We start from the raw sequence: 20,229 nt of genomic DNA on the forward strand, positions 1-20,229 counted from the left end.
CTACTTGAGCATGATTTGTATTGTTTTTTCATTATTAATCCTAAGAAGATAGCTTCCTGAACTCAGTTCGTTTAAATCAATAGAAACGTTTTCGGCACCATCAAATTCAAAATTTTTAATGCTCTTGCCTGTAATTGAAAACACATTCACAGATTTGATTGGCGCTCCTCTGATTTCTAAAAGCTTATCAATTTCTAGCGGATTTGGAAATACTAAGAACTTGTCCATTGGGATTTCATTAATGGTCAAAGTTCCTCCCAGGTTACCATTTAGAGCAATAACTAATGTTGTTGACGTATCAAAGGAAATCGAATTTCCAGCTGCATCTATTTGATTGGCGTTATTTTGATCACTTGGGTGTTGTATGGACATGAACAAAAAATTAAAATCAGGGGAAAACGTGATTCCTGTCGGTTCTGCATCTATTGGTGTACTCCCAAAAATTCTAACTAGAGGGTTAGTTTGGGTATGACCATTTTCTACAACCCAAATATAACTATTAGCTCCATCTTGATACACCCAAAGATTACCCTCTCCATCAAATGCTAAATTATCATTTCCATTTCCCCATGGTACAGAAGTTGTACCAGAGGCATGAGAAATATCATAATTGGTATTACCAACAAATGTTTCCATAGTTGCTGTCATTCCAGTCAAGGGATCTGAATCTTGAAATCTATATACTTGATCTTCAGATTTAACTGCTAAATACACCATCCCATCTGGACCAATCTCAACATCTTCAATACCATCAAAAACTGTAGCATTTACCATTGCGCTTTGGGCTAATGTGCTATTGCATTGTTCAGGAGTACTATTTTGTAATTGAATCCATGAGCCAGCACCATTTTTACTACCAGCATATACATATAAATCTCCTGAATTAAGATTTTGAGCAGTATCGGCTACAAATTTATAAAGGTATCCAGGATCAGAATCTGCACCTTGATAAGCAGTTCTTTGATTTTGATGTACAGTTATATTTTCATGTGCAAAATTGCCCATAGCCCACAATTTATTTAACACAATTTTGTTCACAGGATCTACTTCTACATTCCAACCTAAATCATTATATCCATCTGAATTTATATCAATTGGCACTCTAACTTCCTCACATGAAACAACTGTATTCCATGATGTTACAACACCAGAACAATTAGCAGTTGTCAATACAAAAGCGGAGAAATCAAGAGCTTCAGATGCATTTGTTTCCCATAGTTTAGTTGAAAAATTAAAGTTTATGTCTAAAACTGTTACACCACCACTAGATTCTAGATTAATGCTTAAATACCCATTAGAACTACTATTTGCAATAGGAACATATGCCGAAAAATCTGGATTAACTCCAAGTTCTCCACCCTCAGTAAGCATATCTCCAGTAGAAATTATCTTTTGAAATGTATGTGTTGATGGAATTACAAATTGTTCGGATTGCCCAACAGGTTCAATGGATATAAACTCAGATATTGATTGTGCATATGAAAAAGTTACAGAAACTAAAGCGAGCATAAAAATTACAGGCGTTCTCATATGTTATTGATTATGAATATTAAAGATAATCAAGAAAACAAAAAAGCCATCAAAAAGCCTAATAAATTTCGAATTGATCTAATCCTCTATTCGATTTCTAACAAACTCCACCTCTGTTTTACCATGAGCCTTTGGTTTTCCATCATCACCAAGATTAACCATAATAATATTATCGACCGTTAATATCGTTTCTCTAGTCATTTTATTTCGTGCTTCACAATTTAAGGTTAATGATGATCTACCAAACTTTATGACTTCAATACCTATTTCAACAATATCACCTTGTTTTGCAGATGCCATAAAATTAATTTCAGATATATACTTTGTCACAATTTTAGAATTCTCCAACTGAATAATCGTGTATAAAGCGGCCTCTTCATCTATCCAAGCAAGCAATTGTCCACCAAATAAAGTTTGATTAGGATTTAAATCTTCGGGCTTAACCCATTTTCGTGTATGGAATCTCATTTTTTTTTATGTAAAGATTGGTATTTATTTGGAAAGTATGTAAGGTGTGTTAATCTTTTTCTAAACTTTTCTTAAATAGGAAATAAAGCAGGCATTCAATTATTAACTTAGAACTAATAATCAATTTTCTTATGAAAAAGCATGCTATTTTACTTGCGCTACTAACATTGGTCATGATTTCTTGTGCACAATCTCAAAGTACGACAAAGGTTGGTGGTCCTTGTGAAGGCTGTGAAGCAGTAAATAATTATGACAACAAAAAATTGACATCTGTCGATACAATTTTTGGTTTTGACACCATGCAAAATAAAATAAAAATAAGCGGTACCGTTTATAAAAATGATGCAAAAACACCTGCAAAAGATGTTATTTTATATGTGTATCATACCGATCAAACTGGACGCTACCCAAAAACAGCCTCATCTAAGGGATGGGGAAAGAAACATGGCAATTTGAGGACATGGTTAAAAACTGACAGCAACGGTCATTATGCATTTTATACCACCAGACCAGCATCCTATCCAAACTCAACACTTCCTCAGCATATTCATATTACAATAAAAGAACCAAATGTGAATGAATATTATATTGAAGACTTTTATTTTTCTGACGATCCAAATATCACGCTTAATATATTAAATAGAAAAAAACCTAGAGCAGGTTCTGGAGTTATTTCGTTAAGTGGAAATGGTGATATGAAAACGGCAAATAGAGATATCATACTTGGTTTAAATATACCAAACTACTAGTTTTTGACTTGTCCTTATCTTCATTTGGGAGTTTTAAATCATCACCCAATTAAGCTATTAAAATAGTATAACAAAAAATTAACATTTAGTTTAAAATAAATGTTTAATTTTGAAACGTTCATTTCAAATAGATATGCCTAAAGTAGAAAAATTTAATAGAGATTATGTTGTTCAACAAGCAACAAATGTATTTCATGACAAAGGTTATAATGCAACCTCAATGCAAGATTTGGTTGACGCTACGGGTTTAAATAGGTCAAGCATTTATAATTCATTTGTTAATAAGCTCAATTTATATTTAGAATGCTTAAAATCATATGAAGATGCCTTTGGTAGAGACACTTCAAATGCGCTTTTGAAAGCCTCTAACCCATTACATGCTATTGAACTTATTTTTGAACTTTATATTAAGATTATTTCTAAAAACAAAGAGTATGACAAAGGATGCCTTATTGGTAATTGTAAAGCGGAAATGGCTAATCATGAAAAATCCATTACGAGTTTTTTAGAAAAAAATCATGATCATATGCTCAAGTTGTTAGAAGATTTGGTTGGTAAAGCTCAAGATGATAACCTTATTAATATGAAACAAAACTCAAATAATTATGCTATGTATCTTTTTACGTCTCTGCAAGGCTTAAGAATGACAGGAATTTTGCTTACTGATAAAAAACAATTGCAAGGCATTGCAAGTACAATTATGCAAACATTAAATTAATTTTTTTTTAACTGTATTTGAAACGAACGTTTCAAATAAAAAACAATAACAATGAATAAATTGAAAAACAAAGTCGCTATTATTACTGGCGCAAATAGTGGAATTGGATTAGCAACAGCTAAATTATTTTTAAAGGAAGGTGCAAAAGTTGTAATCTCAGGAAGACGCCCAGATGCATTAGCTGAAGCAACTAAAGATTTAGACGGCGATTTTATAACCGTTACAGCGGATGTTTCAAAACCAGAAGATAATAAGCATTTAATTGAAAAAGCTGTAGAAAAATATGGTGCTATAGACATTTTATACCTAAATGCAGGAATTGCCAAACCTACACCAACAACAGATATTTCTGAAGGTCATTACGAAGAAACCTTTAATATTAACGTGAAAGGTCCAATTCTAGCAGTTAAAGAAGCATTGCCACATATTAATGATGCAGGTACTATTCTATTTACTAATTCTGTAGTACATCAAAGAGGCTTTGATGGTATGGCTGTATATTCTGCTAGTAAAGGTGCGTTACGCGCATACTCTAGAGTTTTGGCTAGTGAAGTTAAAGGTAGAGGCATTAGAGTCAACTCAATAGCTCCAGGACCAATTGAAACGCCTATTTATGGTAAAATGGAATTGACAAATGACGGTTTAGAAGAATTGGAAAAAGGTTTTGCTGCACAAGTTCCGTTGGCTAGATTTGGTACCTCTGAAGAAGTTGCTAATGCTGCATTATTTTTAGCATCTGATGATGCATCATATATCAATGGTGTTGAATTAGAAGTTGATGGCGGTTTAAGTCAAATTTAAAAATCATTAATTATTGATTAAAAAGACTGGAAAGTTTAGCTTTCTAGTCTTTTTTGTTAATAAGCATGTTAACATCAAAATGTGTCGCTTATGAATATGCTAGTCTTTATTTCTATTTTTATTAAAACTTAAAGCCATGAATGATCGATCTACTAACCTGAAATCTATTCGTCCAACTATTGCTTCTGCTCAAGTTAATGATAACATGAGTACAGATGAATGCTTTCAAAATGCCACATTGCGACCTATTATAAAAATGCAAAATCACTTGCTTATTGTGGTCTTTAGAAACTATATCGTCAAGCGCAAAAACGTGTTTTATGAGCTGTCCTTACCAAAGCAATTAGCCTATATTGAGAATGCTATTCTTAAGGATATGAAATTTAGAAATTCTGTAAAGGGAATGATTATAGGTCAGTTTACTGTTGAAGAGTATGATCTTTATATTCAAAATTCTTCAGCATTAAATAAACGAATGATGAATATCGTTAAAGAGCGATTGGTTAGTAATATTCAATTATTTGTGCAACCGCTTGCTAAAGCTATTTAAATTATAGATTCTCCATTTAAGTTCGTCGTTAAGACATCACTCATATAATCAAAGAATGGTCTTATAGCCTTAAAGGATGCGTTCACATCATCGATAAAGTTATCACTTGTCACTTCCTTATCAGTATATTTTTTTGTGAAGATGAATTGTTTCTTTTTTATTAAATCTATGGCTGGATGTGTTTTGTCAAAATCTCTTGGAGCCGTTTTTAACTCATCACCTACAAAATCTCCCCAAATCGATTTGAATTTTTTGTTGCCAATGATTCCCCTGATGTCTTCATCATCTTGTTCAATCTCACGTCTAATTCTTAACAAATCGTCTTTATTAGGTTCCCAAAATCCGGTAGCAATAAACGATTCATTATTGGGTTGAATATGAACATAATACCCACCTCTTAATTCTGGTTTTTTTCTGTGGAAAGAACCTCCAAAATGGGTTTTGTATGGCAATTTATTTTTAGAAAATCTGACGTCTCTGTAAATTCTGAATAATTTAAACCCATCAACAACATCATGTTTGTTTAACGAATCATATACAAATTTATAAGCATCTTTAGCTTTGGATTCGTTAGCTTTAAATTCAGCTTTATGTGTATTAAACCAGTCTCTATCATTGTTCTTCTCTAGTTTATTAAAAAAGTCTAGAATCTCTTTTGAGAATTTTGGAGTCGCCATGTAATGTTGTTTTTCAGAATAAAAGTACAAAAAAAGCACTAAGAAAGATTACTAAAATAAAGAAATCCTTTTGGTATAGTTGTTCGCTATATACCAATCGTTATTAGCTATATAAAACGCTGATTTTTAGTTATTAAATACTATAATATTGAATAATTATAAATTAGCCTTGCATATTGTATTATTTTTTACTAATATGCGTGACTATTACTACAAATACATATACATGGGAAGACCTCCAACAAGACCAATAAAATTCAGAGATGGATTTTATATTGAGATAAGAAACAAAGGTAAGAATACCGGAATCAAACTTCATAGAGACACCAAAGAGCAAATGTTGCGAACTATTAAAGAATACGAGCAAACTAAAGATGTGCTTATATTAGGTGAATCTATAAACGGAAAATGGGTAAATAAAACACCTGTACTGCACGTGGTACAAGGTTAAAAACTTATTAAGTTTTAAATGTTAAAACTCGACTCAATTTTATAGATAATATAAAATTGAGTCGAGTTTTTTGATTTTATAGCATTTATTTTTATAAATTGTTGTGTTTTTACTAACTAAACACAATTAACTATGACAGATTATTCAAATACTAAACCACCTGTATGGTTTTGGGTTGTAAGTGTCCTTGCTCTACTTTGGAACCTCATGGGAGTTGGAGCCTATTTATTTGGAGCTTATGCAACAGAAGAAATAATTGATGAACTCGAACCACAACAACAATTTGAAATGATGTATGAATATCCTTCCTGGTACATAGCCCTATTTGCTTTGGCAGTCTTTGGAGGAGTTCTAGGAGGCATTGCCTTATTATTAAGAAAAAAATGGGCATACTTACTTTTTATAATTTCATTTTTGTGTGCTACTATACAACAAGTCTATTATGTAATAAAAGTTGAAGGTGTAGATCAAATTATGCCAATAATTGTAATAGTAGTTTGCATATTCTTAGTCTGGTTTTCTAAGATGTCAATATCAAAAAAATGGATAAAATAAAATTCTAACCAACCATTTTATCCAAAAAAGGCATTAGATATTTCTAATGCCTTTTTTATTACAATTATAATATTAGTTAGATGTGTGTCACTAACTAATTATTTACTCAGAATGCCTATTTCGACACTAGATTTGATTATCATTATTTTCGTTTTTCTTACAGTTGGCTGGTATGATAAGACACTAATCCTTCGATGGGACGTCTTTCAAAATTACCGACTTTAAATCCAAGTTCTTCAGCCACTTCACGAATTTCAGCTTCAGCGAAAAACGCTATAGATCCAGCAAAATGTACTGGTACAACTTTTAATTCTTCTTTATACTGAAAGATCATGTTATTTACGAATCTACGAATGCCTTTTTTGATGAGTTCAGTAATATAATCTGAATCTTTATTCAAAAACATAAATTCAGCAAAATTGGCGAGATATGCGTTTGGGTTAGGCAACTTATATAAGTTATACTTAATATAATCGGCATCCAAATTGTATTTATGCTCAAAAGCGATTTTAATATCTTCTGGCATTTTATTGTAGTAATAGTCTTTGATCAGCTCTTTTCCGTAGTAGTTACCAGAAGCCTCATCCATAATTATATAACCTAGAGACACAACACGTTGATATAATCGTTGTCCATCAAAATAACTACAATTAGATCCTGTTCCCATAATACACACGACTGCAGCTTCATCATTTCTATTGAGAGTTGCTCTTACAGCCGCCATCGTATCTTCTTGAACATCGACTTCAGCATTGCTAAAAACGGACTCTAAAATTTCTGTGAGCATTAGTCTAGGTTTTTCAGTACCACAGCCTGCTCCATAGAAAAACACATGTGTTACATCATGATTAAACTGCATGAGTTCATCACTTCCTCTAATGATTTTTTTTAATTTTTTTTCTTTTAAAATAGCTGGATTGAGTCCTTTTGTACGAATTTTTTCTTGGAGTTGTCCTCCATTATTATCGACGACAATCCAATCGCATTTTGTGGAGCCACCATCAGTGATTAAAATCATGAGCTATGTGTAAAAACAAATCCGTAGCTATAGAATACAACTACGGATTTAAATGAATATTATATTATAAAGAATTAACCTTTTGAGCTAAGTCTACTAATTTATTTGAGTATCCAAATTCGTTATCATACCATGATATTAATTTAAAGAATTTAGGACTCAACTCGATACAGGCTTCTGCATCAAAAATACTTGTGCGTACATCACTCACAAAATCTTGAGATACCACAGCATCTTCAGTATATCCTAGAACACCATTCATAGATCCTTCAGATGCTTTTTTGAAAGCTGCTTTGATTTCTTCTAATGACGTTTCTTTTGTTGTTCTTACTGTTAAATCTACTACAGAAACATCTGCAGTTGGTACACGAAATGCCATACCAGTTAATTTTCCGTTTAACTTTGGAATAACTTTACCTACAGCTACGGCTGCTCCTGTTGAAGAGGGAATGATATTTAAAATAGCTGAACGTCCCATTCTATAATTTTTAGGAGATGGTCCATCAACAGTTAACTGTGTTGCAGTACTTGCGTGAATAGTGGTCATTAATGCTTCTTCTATTCCGAAGTTATCGTTAACAACTTTTGCTATCGGTGCCAAACAATTTGTAGTACAAGACGCATTAGAAACGATGGTATGATCACCAGTTAATTCATCATCATTTACACCCATAACAAACATTGGTGCATCTTTACTTGGTGCCGAAATTACAACTTTCTTTGCTCCAGCTTGGATGTGGTAATCGGCTGTTTCTAAAGTGGTAAAAATACCTGTACATTCAGCTACGACATCAGCTCCTACTTCATCCCATTTTAAGTTTTTAGGATCTCTTTCTGCAGTAATACGAACTGTTTTACCATCTACAACTAAATGTCCGTCTTTAACTTCAACGGTACCGTCAAAATTTCCATGAACTGAATCATATTTTAATAAATACGCTAAATGTTCTACATCTAACAAATCGTTGATTGCAACTACATCTACATCATCTCTCTTAACTGTTGCTCTAAATACGATTCTACCTATTCTACCAAAACCGTTAATTCCTAATTTTAAATTTGACATTTTCTCTTTTGTTAATATTAATTGTTATTTGAATTACTTATATCGACATAATATCAGATACACGCAATAACTCCATATTTATTTTCGATTTCCCCTTAACAGCCTGATCTAAGGGCGTTAAAGTCATGATATCATTATTTAAACCTACCATGCAATTATTTTTTCCAGTGATTAAACTTTCAATAGCTTTTACTCCCATTCTACTTGCCAAAACACGGTCAAAACAAGAAGGTGATCCACCACGTTGCATGTGACCAAGAACAGAGACTCTTACTTCATACTCTGTCATATTGGCTTCTACATAGTCTTTTAACTCAAATACATTTTTTCCTGTTTTATCACCTTCAGCGACGACAACAATACTTGATGATTTCCCAGATTGTTTACTACGACGTAAGGATTCTAATAAGCGGTCTAAACCTAAATCTTCTTCAGGAATTAAAATTTCTTCAGCTCCTGCTCCAATTCCTACATTAAGTGCTATATGTCCAACATCACGACCCATAACTTCGATAAAGAACAATCGATTGTGTGAACTTGCCGTATCTCTAATTTTATCTATAGCTTCAACTACGGTATTTAAAGCCGTATCATAACCTAATGTATGTGTTGTTCCGAAAATATCATTATCAATGGTTCCTGGAATTCCCATAACTGGTATTCCGAATTCTTGGCTAAAAATCATCGCTCCGGTAAAACTACCATCACCACCAATAACAACAAATGCATCAATACCCGCTTCTTTTAATTTTTCGTAAGCTTTTTGTCGTCCTTCAACTGTTCGGAACTCTTTGGAGCGTGCCGATTTTAAGACTGTCCCTCCTTTATTTATGATACCTTTTACACTACGCGCATCCATAGATTTGAAGTCACCTTCAATCATCCCTTCATAGCCTCGGTAAATACCAACACATTCAATATTGTGAAAAGCACAAGCTCTAACTACTGAACGAATGGCTGCATTCATCCCTGGAGAATCTCCTCCAGAAGTAAAAACGCCTATTTTTTTTATGGTGTGTACCATGTATATTTAGTTTTATAAAGTAAAACTAGTAAACAAAAATCACAATGAGAACGGTATTTAAGATAAATTTATAAGTCTGTAAGAACTCAAACGTTATAGTTAATAAAAAAAAGAATAATTGTTAAAAATGAAGAGAATTAATTGCCTTTTGTGTTTTTCTTTGACTTCATATTTATAAAATCTGGTGTCATTTGTTCGGGGTCGTCTTCCTTTTTATTTTCTTCTTCCTTCTCTTTATTTTTGTTTTTTCCTGAAAAGATAATTTGAATTAATTCTTTAAACGTATCAAACTCGACATTGTAAGTGATACCAGCGCCCTGAGTGTAACCAATTTCTTCACCAAAATTTCGAATACTGTTTTCTCTATTGAAGAATGTCGCTTTTAAGGTTCCGTCGTCATTAAGTAGTACATCAATTTGTACATCACCAGCAATAACAGTTTGGTTGACACCTCCAATTGGCACACCTACTTTACCATTAATAAGGACACGATCACTAATTTTTGTGCTTAGGGTAAGACCTAAGCGATTATCGGTTTGGTACTCTGCTGTTTGCGATCCGGCCTCATAATTAACTCCGATATTAAGCTTTCCATCTTCATCAGTTAAGAAGCTACTAAAAAAAGCATTCACACGATCTGAAATCGTCCCATAGGCTTGTTGCCCTAAACTCAATTCGCTAGCAAATGAATTTGTAGATAATAAAAATAAGGCCTGATTGGTTCTGCTTTCCTTAGTTTCTAATCGGTATTCTAACTCAGACCTGATATTGGAATCTACCGTTGGGAAATTAAATGTGAAATCAGGATCTGGCTGTTCCAACTGACCCGAAAGATTGACCTCTACCTCTACATATATACTCCTATTAATTGGTGCATCTAATAAAACAGACGGATTAGCTCTTGTGGCATAAACTGCAGTTAACCCTACTTCTGCTTTTAGCGGATCGCCTTCCCAACGAATGTATCCTCCTGGTTTTACACTGAGTTCCTTTTGAACCAAACCTGCATAAGCGAAATTATAGGTGCCTTCTACAATTTGGAAATCTCCAAACATTTGGAATTTCCCATTGGTGTTAATATCAAATAGTAAATTACCATTGCCTTTTCCTTGAATTGTACTTCCAGAATTTCTATCGATAACTATTTCAATATCTGCATAGGGATTCACGAATAAGTTAAATTCTAACTCTAATCCTTTAACATTGGTCGTCTTTATTACCTCTCCTCTTATTCTTGCTTCTTTTTCCTGTGGACTCACAAAGTGAATGTAAGAGTTGTCACCATAAGTTTCAAAATCGCTCAATGGAATTTTAAAAATAGTGCCTTGTGCTGTACTTCCGTTAAATTCGATTGTAAGCCCATCTGTGGGTCCAAAAATTTCTGCTTTTCCTTCTACGAATGCCGTTCCATAGTACAATTTATCTTCGTCATCTACTGTATTTAAAACGAGAAGTCGATCTGTATCAATTTCTAAATCTAATTTCCAATCTGAAAAATTCTGATGTCCTATATAACCATTGAGAATCCCTTTCGAAAAGAACTCAGAGTCTGTAATCTCTACATTCTGAAATATGAATTTCTGAGATTCTAATTTCACTTGGGAATCAAAATCAAAACTATAATCAATATTGAGATAAGGGATAGTCAAACCGGCATTATCTAATAATAAATCCCCGTTGAACTGCGGATTGTCAAGGCTTCCATTTACTTTTGCATTACCAGTTACCAAGCCTCTAATATTGGTAATCACGCCTTCTCCAAAGGGATCAAGCGGATCCAGTAAAAATTCTTCGAATACAACATCAACATCGATAGTATTCGCATCAACATCTATAGTTCCTTTCGCGTCCAAAGATTTTAAGTTATCATTTTCAAGTGTGACATCTACACTATAATTGGTTAACGATTGATTTCCTGAGATTTTGGCGCTAAGTTCACCTAATTCATAATCGTTGGCCCTTAAATCACTAATTAACAAAGTAGAATTTGGTAAATACACGCCATCCTTTTGCAAGAAGTCTAATTTCCCATTCACACGACCTTCTAATAATAAACTATCTACTCTTGGTGTAATTTTAGTTAGGTCTACATCCGTAAAATCCAATTTCAAGTCTTTATAGCTATCACCAATTACTTCTCCAGAGAGTTCTATACGCTCATCAAAATGGCTCATTACTAATTTACTAATGTTGAAGTTTTTGAAATCTCTTGTAAAAGCAACCTTGTTTCGTTTGTTTTTATCTTCATTAATTGTCCATTTGTTACCTTTAAAGATCACATCAGACTTTCTAAAACCAACAACAGAGTTATTGTTTTCATCAATAGTATAAAACATGCTAAGGTTGAAATCATCAACATTTTGTTTTCCGCCTTTAAATTCAGATTTAATAAATAGGGTATCCCTCTGTGTCACATTAATCAAACTAAACTTAGACATGTCATAATACTTGGTACTCAAAGTATCAATTTCAACATAGGTGTTAAATATAGGGTTACTATTATCTATTAAAACGGAAATATCATTCGCGAAATAATCGAACAATTTGATTTGAGGTGAATTAAATGTCAAATTAAATTGCTTCTCGTCGGTTTCAATTCGTCCTTTTACGGTTGTATTTGGACCGAGTTCTAAATCGTGATAAAAGACTTCAACAATCTTGTTGTAAAGTTTGAAATCAAATTCTAAATATTGATCTGTTTCAATTTCATTCGGAATGTAATTGGTATAAATACTACCAACAGAATTTTCAACCAATTTCCCAATATCTTTAAACTTAAAATTACCACTCATCGTTCCTTGAATGATATCAGGAGAATTTATGGTTAGAATACGCTTATTGTTGTTGAATTTGGATTCTATCTTAAAATCTTTAAAGTAGTATTCATCATGTTCATTAACATAAGTCGTCTTTTCAAAATTTAAAGCTCCGAAGGCATCATCAATTGAAGACCCTTTCATTGAAGTGGTTACTTTTCCTCTAAATACTGAAATACTATCTTTAGTAATAAAGTTAAGTGCTCTTAGATTTGCGTACTCTACATTCGCATTAAAATCGAATGCTTTAATGTCTTTGGATAAATCGGCAAGACCGTCAAACTTAAACTTGAAGTTTTCATCCTTTGATTCTAGTAGTCCGTTAAAAATTTGATTCCCTAATTTTCCTGAAACATCAATATCCTGGTAGTTATAATCGTTGTATTCAATTTGAAATACTTTTCCTGTAACTTGAGTACTTAAATTATCAAGTGTAAAACCTTTTCCATCGACATCCAAATCAAAAGACGTTGTTTTTACTTTTGGATCATTAAGCAATACGCCTAAATCAAAAGCATCAAAAACGACATTACCTACATAATTGGCATTGTCGATATCATCAACACGAGTCATTTTCATATTGGAAACAATTAAACCCAAACCTGTATTTATTTTAATATCTGCATCAATAGTAGTATCTGTAATATATGAGGTTCCTGTAATCCTAAAATCTCCTAGTTTTGAAAATGCACTCGGAATAGATTCACCTAGTATATTTGGAAGTAAGGCTCTTAAATCGTAGTAGTTAGAGGACAAATTATCAAATTGGGCATTCATTGAAAAGTCACCTTCAGCACTACTAAATAGATTCTTAAAGTTGATATCTCCATAGATTTTACTTCGTCCACTCGCATTCAGTTTAAGGTTTTTAGCAGTTAAATCATTGAGTGTTCCCGAGAGGTCAACATCTAATTTGGCTTTCTGATTCACACCAAACTCATTGTAAAATGTATTAAGGTCATCCAGAAATAGTTCAGAATCTTTAAATTTTGCAGATACTTGCACTTTATCTTCAAAATCCTTCAAATCTTCACGTTTATAATCAAAGCGCACATTTCCATCGAGATGAGAATTTTCAGTTTTAATACTCAAATTATCAAAGCTCATATGGTCAAGTGTGTACACAAAATCGGTCATCATATTTTTGACATATGCACCTCGACTATCTTTAAAATTCAACGTATTTATTCGAGCATTGACATCGCTTCCTGCAATAACAAAGTTGGTTGCGTTGATATTAAGATCATTAAATTCTAATACCTTTTGAGTGTCTCTGTTCTCATCAATAAGTCTAAACGTACCATCATAGATTGAGACATCACTTGAAGACAGCAGAAAATCACTTTTTTCTTCTCTCGGATTATCTTCATCAAACTTTGCAACAAAAATATCGAGATTGGTATCTGTTTCCCCATGGTAAGTTTTAACATTAAACGTCAAGCTCATGATATCGACATCACCAAAATTTAGTTTTCCGTTGTAGAGGTTTCTGAAGTTGAGAATTGACGTATTCAATTCAATGATTGCAATAAGTGTGTCTTTTTTGTAGTCTTCTATGTAGATTTCTTTAAGCTCTACATCTCCGTTAAACTGGAGTCCGACCTTACCAATATTGATGTTTGTTCCGTAGTCTTCATTGATTTTTTCTGTAGCATATTTACCCAAACTTGTTTGCACAGCAGGAATAGAAAGCACCAACACCAAAATGATGAATAATAGCAAAATGATTGCTAATATTTTGGATACTATTTTTAGAAATTTTTTGATACGCTTTGAAAGTTATAACTTTGTCATCAAAATTAACAATTATTGTGCCTAATTTATATAATGACCACACAAAATATATATATTCTTGCTATTGAGTCCTCCTGTGATGATACAGCAGCTGCTGTAATGCATAACGGAAAAATTTTAAGCAACATTGTCGCAAGTCAAAAAATTCATGAGGCGTATGGTGGTGTTGTACCAGAATTAGCGTCTAGAGCGCACCAACAAAACATTGTTCCTGTTGTAGATCAAGCGCTTACTACAGCTGATGTGAGTGCATCGCAATTAAGTGCTATTGCTTTTACACGTGGTCCAGGTTTGATGGGTTCTTTGTTGGTTGGAACGTCCTTTGCGAAGTCATTGGCTTATGGTTTAAGTATTCCGTTGATTGATGTGAACCACATGCAAGCTCATATTTTAGCCCACTTTATTGAAGAAGCTGATTTTATAAAACCACCTTTTCCTTTTTTAGCAATGACTATTTCTGGTGGACACACGCAAATCGTAAAAGTAGATTCCCATTTTGAGATGGACGTCATTGGAGAAACCATTGATGATGCTGTTGGTGAAGCTTTTGATAAAAGCGGGAAACTTTTGGGTTTTGGCTATCCTGCAGGACCAGAAATTGACAAACGTGCCAAGCTAGGAAATCCAAAAGCATTTGCATTTACAAAACCGAAAGTTAGCGGATTGAATTTTAGTTTTTCCGGATTGAAAACTCAAATATTATATTTTGTTCAGAAGCAAGTGAAGGCAAATCCGAATTTTATTGAAGAGCACTTGAATGATATTTGTGCATCGATTCAATATACGATTATCGGAATATTAATTGATAAGCTAAAACTGGCTTCTAAAGAAACTGGCATCAAACATATTGCTATTGGTGGAGGTGTTTCGGCAAATTCTGGGATACGTCAAGCTTTGAAAGATGGCGAAACTAAATTTGGATGGACGACCTATGTTCCAAAGTTTGAATACACTACTGATAATGCCGCAATGATTGCTATTGTTGGACATCTTAAGTTTTTAGAAGGCTATAATGCAGATCAAAGCGTGATGGCTTCTGCGAGATTGAAAATCTAAATTTGTATTTTGTTTTTACTCAAACTCCACCGAATTCAAAATCAAACCAGAAGCTGGAGCTATAAAATCCATAACGTCTGTGCTTTCAGGTTTTAATGAGTTTTCAATATACGTTAAGTCCACTTCACCTCTACCTAATTTTATGAGCGTTCCCATCATGAGACGTATTTGATTACGTCCAAAACCTTTTCCTTTTACAATAAGTGTGTAAGTGCTATCCGGAAAGAAACTAGCTGTAAACAGAGTGTTTTCAACAAGTTGACAACTTTTAATTGTTCGCGTATACAGGCCTTTATCTGTTGCTCTAAAACAATAGGGTTTGAAATTGTGAGTGCCTTCAAAAAGTTGAGCACCTTGGGTCATAAGTTCAATATCTAAATCATCAAGAATTGTGGTCATTATTGGTGCACAAAACGGATGACATTTTTGTCCGTAAGTAAATAAATAGACATATTCCTTAATTTTTGAATGCTGAATGATATTAAATTTCGCATCAACTTCTTCAATAGCTAAGGCTCTTAAATCTTGTGGAAGGTTATGATTAAATAAGGCTAAAAACGCAGCTTCATCTTCTATTTTTTCATAAATAAACAACTCAAAAGCCGTTTCGTTTGCTGATACCATGGCATCTGTACGACCAGAACCCAAGGTTTTAAATTGCGTTCCGTCGAGAATAAAATTGAGCGTTCTATCAATCATTAAGTGAATCGTCTTCAACTTTGGTTGTTTTTGCCAACCATGAAAACGATAACCTAAGAACTGAATCTTAATTAAATAATAATAGCGCTTATTAAACATTAAAGCAAGAACGCTATTTTATGAGTTTTTACAAAATTTTTGAAGGCTTTGTTATTGGTAGTTTTATTTTTCGCGACTCTTTAATACAGTTACAATATCATTCAATTTAAACCCTTTGGCTTGTAACAGAATTAAATAATGAAAAAGTAAATCAGCACTTTCGTCCAAAAATAATTTATCGTCATTGTCTTTTGCCTCAATAACAACCTCCACAGCCTCCTCTCCTACTTTTTGAGCAATCTTATTGATCCCTTTAGCAAATAGAGAAGCGACATAAGAAGTATCTTCAGTAGCATTATTCTTTCTACTCTCTATAACTGTTTCTAATTCAGAAAGAAAACCAAAGCTTTGCACATTATCATCATTCCAGCAGGTATCAGAACCTTTATGGCATGTTGGTCCTTTCGGATTTACTTTTATTAATAGTGTATCGCTGTCACAGTCCAATTTCACACTCACAAGATTGAGAACATTACCACTTTCTTCTCCTTTAGTCCACAAGCGCTGTTTTGTTCTACTGAAAAACGTCACCAATTTAGTATCAAGGGTTTTCTTGAGTGCCTCATCATTCATATACCCTAGCATCAATACAGTATTTGTTGTTGCATCTTGAATGATTGCTGGTACGAGTCCGTTATTTTTGTTGTAATCTATTTGCATATTCTATATGTTGTCATTCCCGCAAAGGCAGGAGTCTAATTGTTGTTATAAAGTTCTTTGGATTCCACATCAAGTGCGGAATAACAGTTACAGTCTAATAGCAATATTTTGCTCTTTCAATTTCTTTTTTAAATCCAAAATTTCTATTTCTCCAAAGTGAAAAACGCTAGCTGCTAATGCTGCATCTGCTTTGCCTTCTTTAAACGCATCTACAAAATGCTGAACAGTTCCTGCGCCTCCAGAAGCGATTATTGGAATATTTACAGTTTGAGAAAGTTTTGCCAATGCATGATTTGCAAAGCCAGCTTTTGTACCATCATTATTCATTGAAGTAAACAAAATCTCACCTGCACCACGTTGCTCTACGTCGCGTGCCCAATCAAACAGATTGAGTTCTGTAGGAATGGTTCCACCAGCTATATGTACAATCCATTCATTATCGATTTTTTTGGCATCAATGGCTACGACGACACACTGACTCCCAAATTTCTTTGACAATTCGTTTACTAATTCTGGACGCCTAATTGCACTTGAATTAATGGAGACTTTATCGGCACCACAGTGCAATAAATCATCAACATCTGCAATTGATGAAATTCCACCACCAACTGTAAACGGAATATTGACCTGTTCAGCAACTTTCAGAACCATATCGTGCATTGTTTTTCGACCTTCAAGTGTTGCTGAAATATCTAAAAACACGAGTTCGTCTGCCCCTAGTTTAGCATATTTCTTTGCCAATTCAACGGGATCACCTGCATCTCTTAAATCTACAAAGTTGATCCCTTTTACGGTTCTTCCGTTCTTGATATCCAAACAAGGGATAATTCGTTTTGTGAGCATAGTTTAAAAGTGTGTTGCCAAATCGCTTAATCTAATATGTCCTTCGTAAATAGCCTTACCAATAATAGCGCCTTCACAACCTAAATCTTCAAGAATATTTATATCATCAATTGATGTCACTCCTCCAGAAGCAATGAGCTTCACATTTTTAGTTTCGCTTAAAATGCGCTTATACAAGTCAATTGAAGGGCCCTCTAACATACCATCTTTAGCAATATCAGTGCAAATCACATATTTAACACCTTTATCTTCGTATGATTTTATGAACGGAATGACTTCCATATCACTTTCCTCTTGCCAACCACTTACTGCAATTTTTTCATTATTGCAATCTGCTCCAAGAATAATTTTTGTACCACCATATTTAGAAATCCAGCTTTCAAAAATTTCTGGATCTTTTACAGCTATGCTTCCTCCAGTTATTTGTTTTGCTCCCGAATTAAAAGCAATATGCAAGTCTTCATTAGATTTTAAACCACCTCCAAAATCAATCTTTAAATTAGTTTTAGATGAAATTTGTTCTAAAATTTTATAGTTTACAATATGCTTGGCTTTAGCACCATCTAAGTCTACCAAATGTAAATACTGAATGCCATAGCCTTCAAATTCTTTAGCAACTTCAATAGGATTTTCATTATAGACTTTCTTAGTATTATAATCGCCTTTTGTCAAACGAACGCACTTCCCATCTATAATATCAATTGCAGGTATAATTCTCATTTATTTTATTAGTTTAAATCTTTACTATTATCCTTGGTTATCATGTACATGATCAAAAATCTAGCATTTCGTTTTTTTATTAGTATTGTGGTCGCTCAATGGTAAGCTACAGAGATTGAAAATCACTATAATTATATTTTATTCCCATCTGCTATCTTATTATTTCTTCTATTATCTTATTTAGCAAAAAAAATCTAAGCTATATTTTTAAAAAATTGTTCAATAACCTTTGACCAGCTTCACCACTTTTTTCTGGATGAAATTGTACACCATAAAAATTTTCATTTTCTAATGCTGATGCATATTCTAATTCATAATTAGAGGTCGCAATAGCTTTAGAACAATTTTCAGCATAATAACTATGTACAAGATACAGGAACTCATCTTCATTTATGTCTTTGAACAACTCTGATTTTAGATTTCTCACCGTATTCCATCCCATTTGAGGAACTTTAACGGCATTACTAAATCGTTTTACATTAACATCAAAAATCCCTAAACCATTTGTGTCTCCTTCTTCTGTATAGTTACACATCAATTGCATCCCTAAGCAAATTCCTAAAACAGGTTGTTTTAACTTCGGAATGAGTTCATCCAATCCACTTTGCTTCAACATATGCATGGCTGAGCTTGCTTCTCCAACCCCAGGGAAAATAATTTTATCTGCTGCTTTTATTTCTTCAGGATTATTAGAAAGTAAGGCATCTACACCTAATCTTTTAAAAGCAAACTGAATGCTTTTAATATTTCCTGCTCCATAATCGACTATTACTAATTTCATTACAACATTCCTTTTGTTGATGGCAATATCATTTTCTCTACATCGCGTTTTACAGCCATCTTAATCACTTTTGCAAAGGCTTTAAAAATGGCTTCTATTTTATGGTGTTCGTTAGTTCCTTCCGCTTTAATATTAAGGTTACACTTTGCGCCATCTGTAAACGATTTAAAAAAATGATAGAACATTTCAGTAGGCATTTTACCAATCATTTCACGTTTAAAATCTGTTTCCCATACCAACCAGTTTCTTCCACCAAAGTCAATTGCAGCTTGTGCAAAGCAATCATCCATCGGCAATGAGAACCCGTAACGTTCAATTCCCAACTTATTCCCTAGTGTTGATGCAAATAGCTCTCCAAGTGCGATGGCCGTATCTTCAATCGTGTGGTGCTCATCAACGTCGAGATCACCTTTTACTTTAATATTTAAGTCTAGTTGCCCGTGACGTGCAATCTGATCTAGCATGTGATCAAAAAAAGCAATTCCAGTATCAATATTACTTTGACCAGTTCCATCGAGATTTAAATCAATTTTAATTTTTGTTTCATTAGTGTTTCGTTCGATACTTCCAGTTCTGGCATCAGCTTTTAAAAAGGTATAAATGGTTTCCCAATCGCTACTTTCCAATGCGATAAACGCATCTAAAGCATCTCTATTTACCGTAATCTCATCAGTTCCCAAATTGGTGTTATCGTTTATAAAAATCCCTTTTGAACCTAAGTTTTTTGCTAGTTCCATATCAGTAAAGCGATCACCTATAACGAATGAATTCGCTAAATCATATTCCGAAGAAAAATATTTGGTAAGCAATCCTGTATTTGGTTTTCGAGTTGGTGCATTATCTTTTGCGAATGTTCGGTCGATAAATTGCTCTTCAAAGACAACCCCTTCCGCTTCAAAGGTTTTTAAAACAAAGTTGTGAACTGGCCAAAATGTATCATCTGGATATATGTCAGTCCCCAAACCATCTTGATTAGTAATCATGACGATTTCAAAATCTAACTCTTTGGCTATTTTGCTTAAATATTGAAATACTTTCGGATAAAAATCCAGTTTTTCAAACGAGTCGATTTGCTCGTCTGCTGGTTCTTTAATGATGGTTCCGTCTCTGTCTATGAATAATACTCGTTTCATGCTTTTTGTCATTAACTAGGT

Annotated in this window: 20 protein-coding genes; 7 read left to right on the top strand and 13 right to left on the bottom strand. The window is 33.5% G+C overall.

The features are described from left to right. Complete coding sequence (locus V7719_RS15400; RefSeq protein WP_335730831.1) at positions 1 to 1,530, bottom strand: alkaline phosphatase PhoX; 1,530 nt, start codon at positions 1,528 to 1,530, stop codon at positions 1 to 3. A 78-nt stretch (positions 1,531 to 1,608) separates the two neighbouring features. Then, complete coding sequence (locus V7719_RS15405) at positions 1,609 to 1,998, bottom strand: acyl-CoA thioesterase (protein WP_335730832.1); 390 nt, start codon at positions 1,996 to 1,998, stop codon at positions 1,609 to 1,611. Between the two features lie 131 nt (positions 1,999 to 2,129). Here V7719_RS15405 and V7719_RS15410 point away from each other — a divergent pair, with 131 nt between their 5' ends. The 4 genes from V7719_RS15410 to V7719_RS15425 all read left to right on the top strand — a co-directional run bounded on the left by V7719_RS15410 (position 2,130) and on the right by V7719_RS15425 (position 4,816). Further along, positions 2,130 to 2,747 (top strand): dioxygenase family protein, encoded by a 618-nt coding sequence (locus tag V7719_RS15410; RefSeq protein WP_335730833.1) that lies wholly within the window; start codon positions 2,130 to 2,132, stop codon positions 2,745 to 2,747. 109 nt (positions 2,748 to 2,856) lie between these two features. After that, positions 2,857 to 3,465: a TetR/AcrR family transcriptional regulator gene (locus V7719_RS15415; RefSeq protein ID WP_335730834.1), complete on the top strand. Its 609-nt coding sequence runs from the start codon at positions 2,857 to 2,859 to the stop codon at positions 3,463 to 3,465. 51 nt (positions 3,466 to 3,516) lie between these two features. Beyond that, positions 3,517 to 4,266, top strand: a complete 750-nt coding sequence (locus V7719_RS15420; RefSeq protein WP_335730835.1) for an SDR family NAD(P)-dependent oxidoreductase — start codon at positions 3,517 to 3,519, stop codon at positions 4,264 to 4,266. Positions 4,267 to 4,402: 136 nt separating this feature from the next. Continuing rightward, on the top strand, positions 4,403 to 4,816 hold the full coding sequence (locus V7719_RS15425; protein WP_335730836.1) for a glyoxalase: 414 nt from the start codon (positions 4,403 to 4,405) through the stop codon (positions 4,814 to 4,816). Here the strand turns inward: V7719_RS15425 and V7719_RS15430 are convergent. Further along, on the bottom strand, positions 4,813 to 5,493 hold the full coding sequence (locus V7719_RS15430) for a DUF2461 domain-containing protein (protein ID WP_335730837.1): 681 nt from the start codon (positions 5,491 to 5,493) through the stop codon (positions 4,813 to 4,815). The two genes, V7719_RS15425 and V7719_RS15430, sit on opposite strands and share 4 nt — an antisense overlap. Positions 5,494 to 5,641: 148 nt before the next feature. Here V7719_RS15430 and V7719_RS15435 point away from each other — a divergent pair, with 148 nt between their 5' ends. Beyond that, positions 5,642 to 5,944: a hypothetical protein gene (locus V7719_RS15435; RefSeq protein WP_335730838.1), complete on the top strand. Its 303-nt coding sequence runs from the start codon at positions 5,642 to 5,644 to the stop codon at positions 5,942 to 5,944. 132 nt (positions 5,945 to 6,076) lie between these two features. Beyond that, complete coding sequence (locus V7719_RS15440; protein ID WP_335730839.1) at positions 6,077 to 6,499, top strand: hypothetical protein; 423 nt, start codon at positions 6,077 to 6,079, stop codon at positions 6,497 to 6,499. Positions 6,500 to 6,656: 157 nt separating this feature from the next. Here the strand turns inward: V7719_RS15440 and V7719_RS15445 are convergent, their stop codons facing one another. The 4 genes from V7719_RS15445 to V7719_RS15460 all read right to left on the bottom strand — a co-directional run bounded on the left by V7719_RS15445 (position 6,657) and on the right by V7719_RS15460 (position 14,145). Further along, positions 6,657 to 7,517, bottom strand: a complete 861-nt coding sequence (locus V7719_RS15445) for a BadF/BadG/BcrA/BcrD ATPase family protein (RefSeq protein WP_335730840.1) — start codon at positions 7,515 to 7,517, stop codon at positions 6,657 to 6,659. Positions 7,518 to 7,581: 64 nt separating this feature from the next. Beyond that, the gene (gene gap / locus V7719_RS15450; RefSeq protein ID WP_335730841.1) at positions 7,582 to 8,583 is read right to left on the bottom strand and encodes a type I glyceraldehyde-3-phosphate dehydrogenase; all 1,002 of its coding nucleotides are present in this window, start codon (positions 8,581 to 8,583) and stop codon (positions 7,582 to 7,584) included. 37 nt (positions 8,584 to 8,620) lie between these two features. Further along, positions 8,621 to 9,607, bottom strand: a complete 987-nt coding sequence (gene pfkA, locus V7719_RS15455) for a 6-phosphofructokinase (protein WP_335730842.1) — start codon at positions 9,605 to 9,607, stop codon at positions 8,621 to 8,623. A gap of 137 nt (positions 9,608 to 9,744) precedes the next feature. Further along, positions 9,745 to 14,145 carry a translocation/assembly module TamB domain-containing protein gene (locus V7719_RS15460; RefSeq protein ID WP_335730843.1) on the bottom strand — a complete coding sequence of 1,467 codons (4,401 nt, stop codon included), beginning with the start codon at positions 14,143 to 14,145 and terminating at the stop codon, positions 9,745 to 9,747. Between the two features lie 105 nt (positions 14,146 to 14,250). Between V7719_RS15460 and tsaD the strand changes: the two genes are divergently transcribed. Further along, entirely contained in the window at positions 14,251 to 15,273 is a 1,023-nt protein-coding gene (gene tsaD / locus V7719_RS15465; RefSeq protein WP_335730844.1) for a tRNA (adenosine(37)-N6)-threonylcarbamoyltransferase complex transferase subunit TsaD, read from the top strand. A gap of 15 nt (positions 15,274 to 15,288) precedes the next feature. On the opposite strand, the gene V7719_RS15470 is transcribed toward tsaD, so the two are convergent. The 6 genes from V7719_RS15470 to hisB form a co-directional block, all read right to left on the bottom strand. Next, positions 15,289 to 16,071, bottom strand: coding sequence for a tRNA pseudouridine synthase A (locus tag V7719_RS15470; RefSeq protein WP_335730845.1), 783 nt, complete (start codon positions 16,069 to 16,071; stop codon positions 15,289 to 15,291). 63 nt (positions 16,072 to 16,134) lie between these two features. Continuing rightward, entirely contained in the window at positions 16,135 to 16,731 is a 597-nt protein-coding gene (hisIE, locus tag V7719_RS15475) for a bifunctional phosphoribosyl-AMP cyclohydrolase/phosphoribosyl-ATP diphosphatase HisIE (protein WP_335730846.1), read from the bottom strand. 87 nt (positions 16,732 to 16,818) lie between these two features. After that, complete coding sequence (gene hisF, locus V7719_RS15480; protein WP_335730847.1) at positions 16,819 to 17,574, bottom strand: imidazole glycerol phosphate synthase subunit HisF; 756 nt, start codon at positions 17,572 to 17,574, stop codon at positions 16,819 to 16,821. A gap of 3 nt (positions 17,575 to 17,577) precedes the next feature. Further along, on the bottom strand, positions 17,578 to 18,294 hold the full coding sequence (gene hisA, locus V7719_RS15485; protein WP_335730848.1) for a 1-(5-phosphoribosyl)-5-[(5-phosphoribosylamino)methylideneamino]imidazole-4-carboxamide isomerase: 717 nt from the start codon (positions 18,292 to 18,294) through the stop codon (positions 17,578 to 17,580). 199 nt (positions 18,295 to 18,493) lie between these two features. Next, positions 18,494 to 19,075 carry an imidazole glycerol phosphate synthase subunit HisH gene (gene hisH, locus V7719_RS15490; RefSeq protein WP_335730849.1) on the bottom strand — a complete coding sequence of 194 codons (582 nt, stop codon included), beginning with the start codon at positions 19,073 to 19,075 and terminating at the stop codon, positions 18,494 to 18,496. Beyond that, positions 19,075 to 20,208 carry a bifunctional histidinol-phosphatase/imidazoleglycerol-phosphate dehydratase HisB gene (gene hisB / locus V7719_RS15495; RefSeq protein ID WP_335730850.1) on the bottom strand — a complete coding sequence of 378 codons (1,134 nt, stop codon included), beginning with the start codon at positions 20,206 to 20,208 and terminating at the stop codon, positions 19,075 to 19,077. Before hisB ends, hisH begins: the two co-directional genes overlap by 1 nt. Between the last annotated feature and the right edge of the window lie 21 nt (positions 20,209 to 20,229).

Source organism: Psychroserpens sp., from assembly GCF_036960315.1.
Taxonomy (GTDB): domain Bacteria; phylum Bacteroidota; class Bacteroidia; order Flavobacteriales; family Flavobacteriaceae; genus Psychroserpens.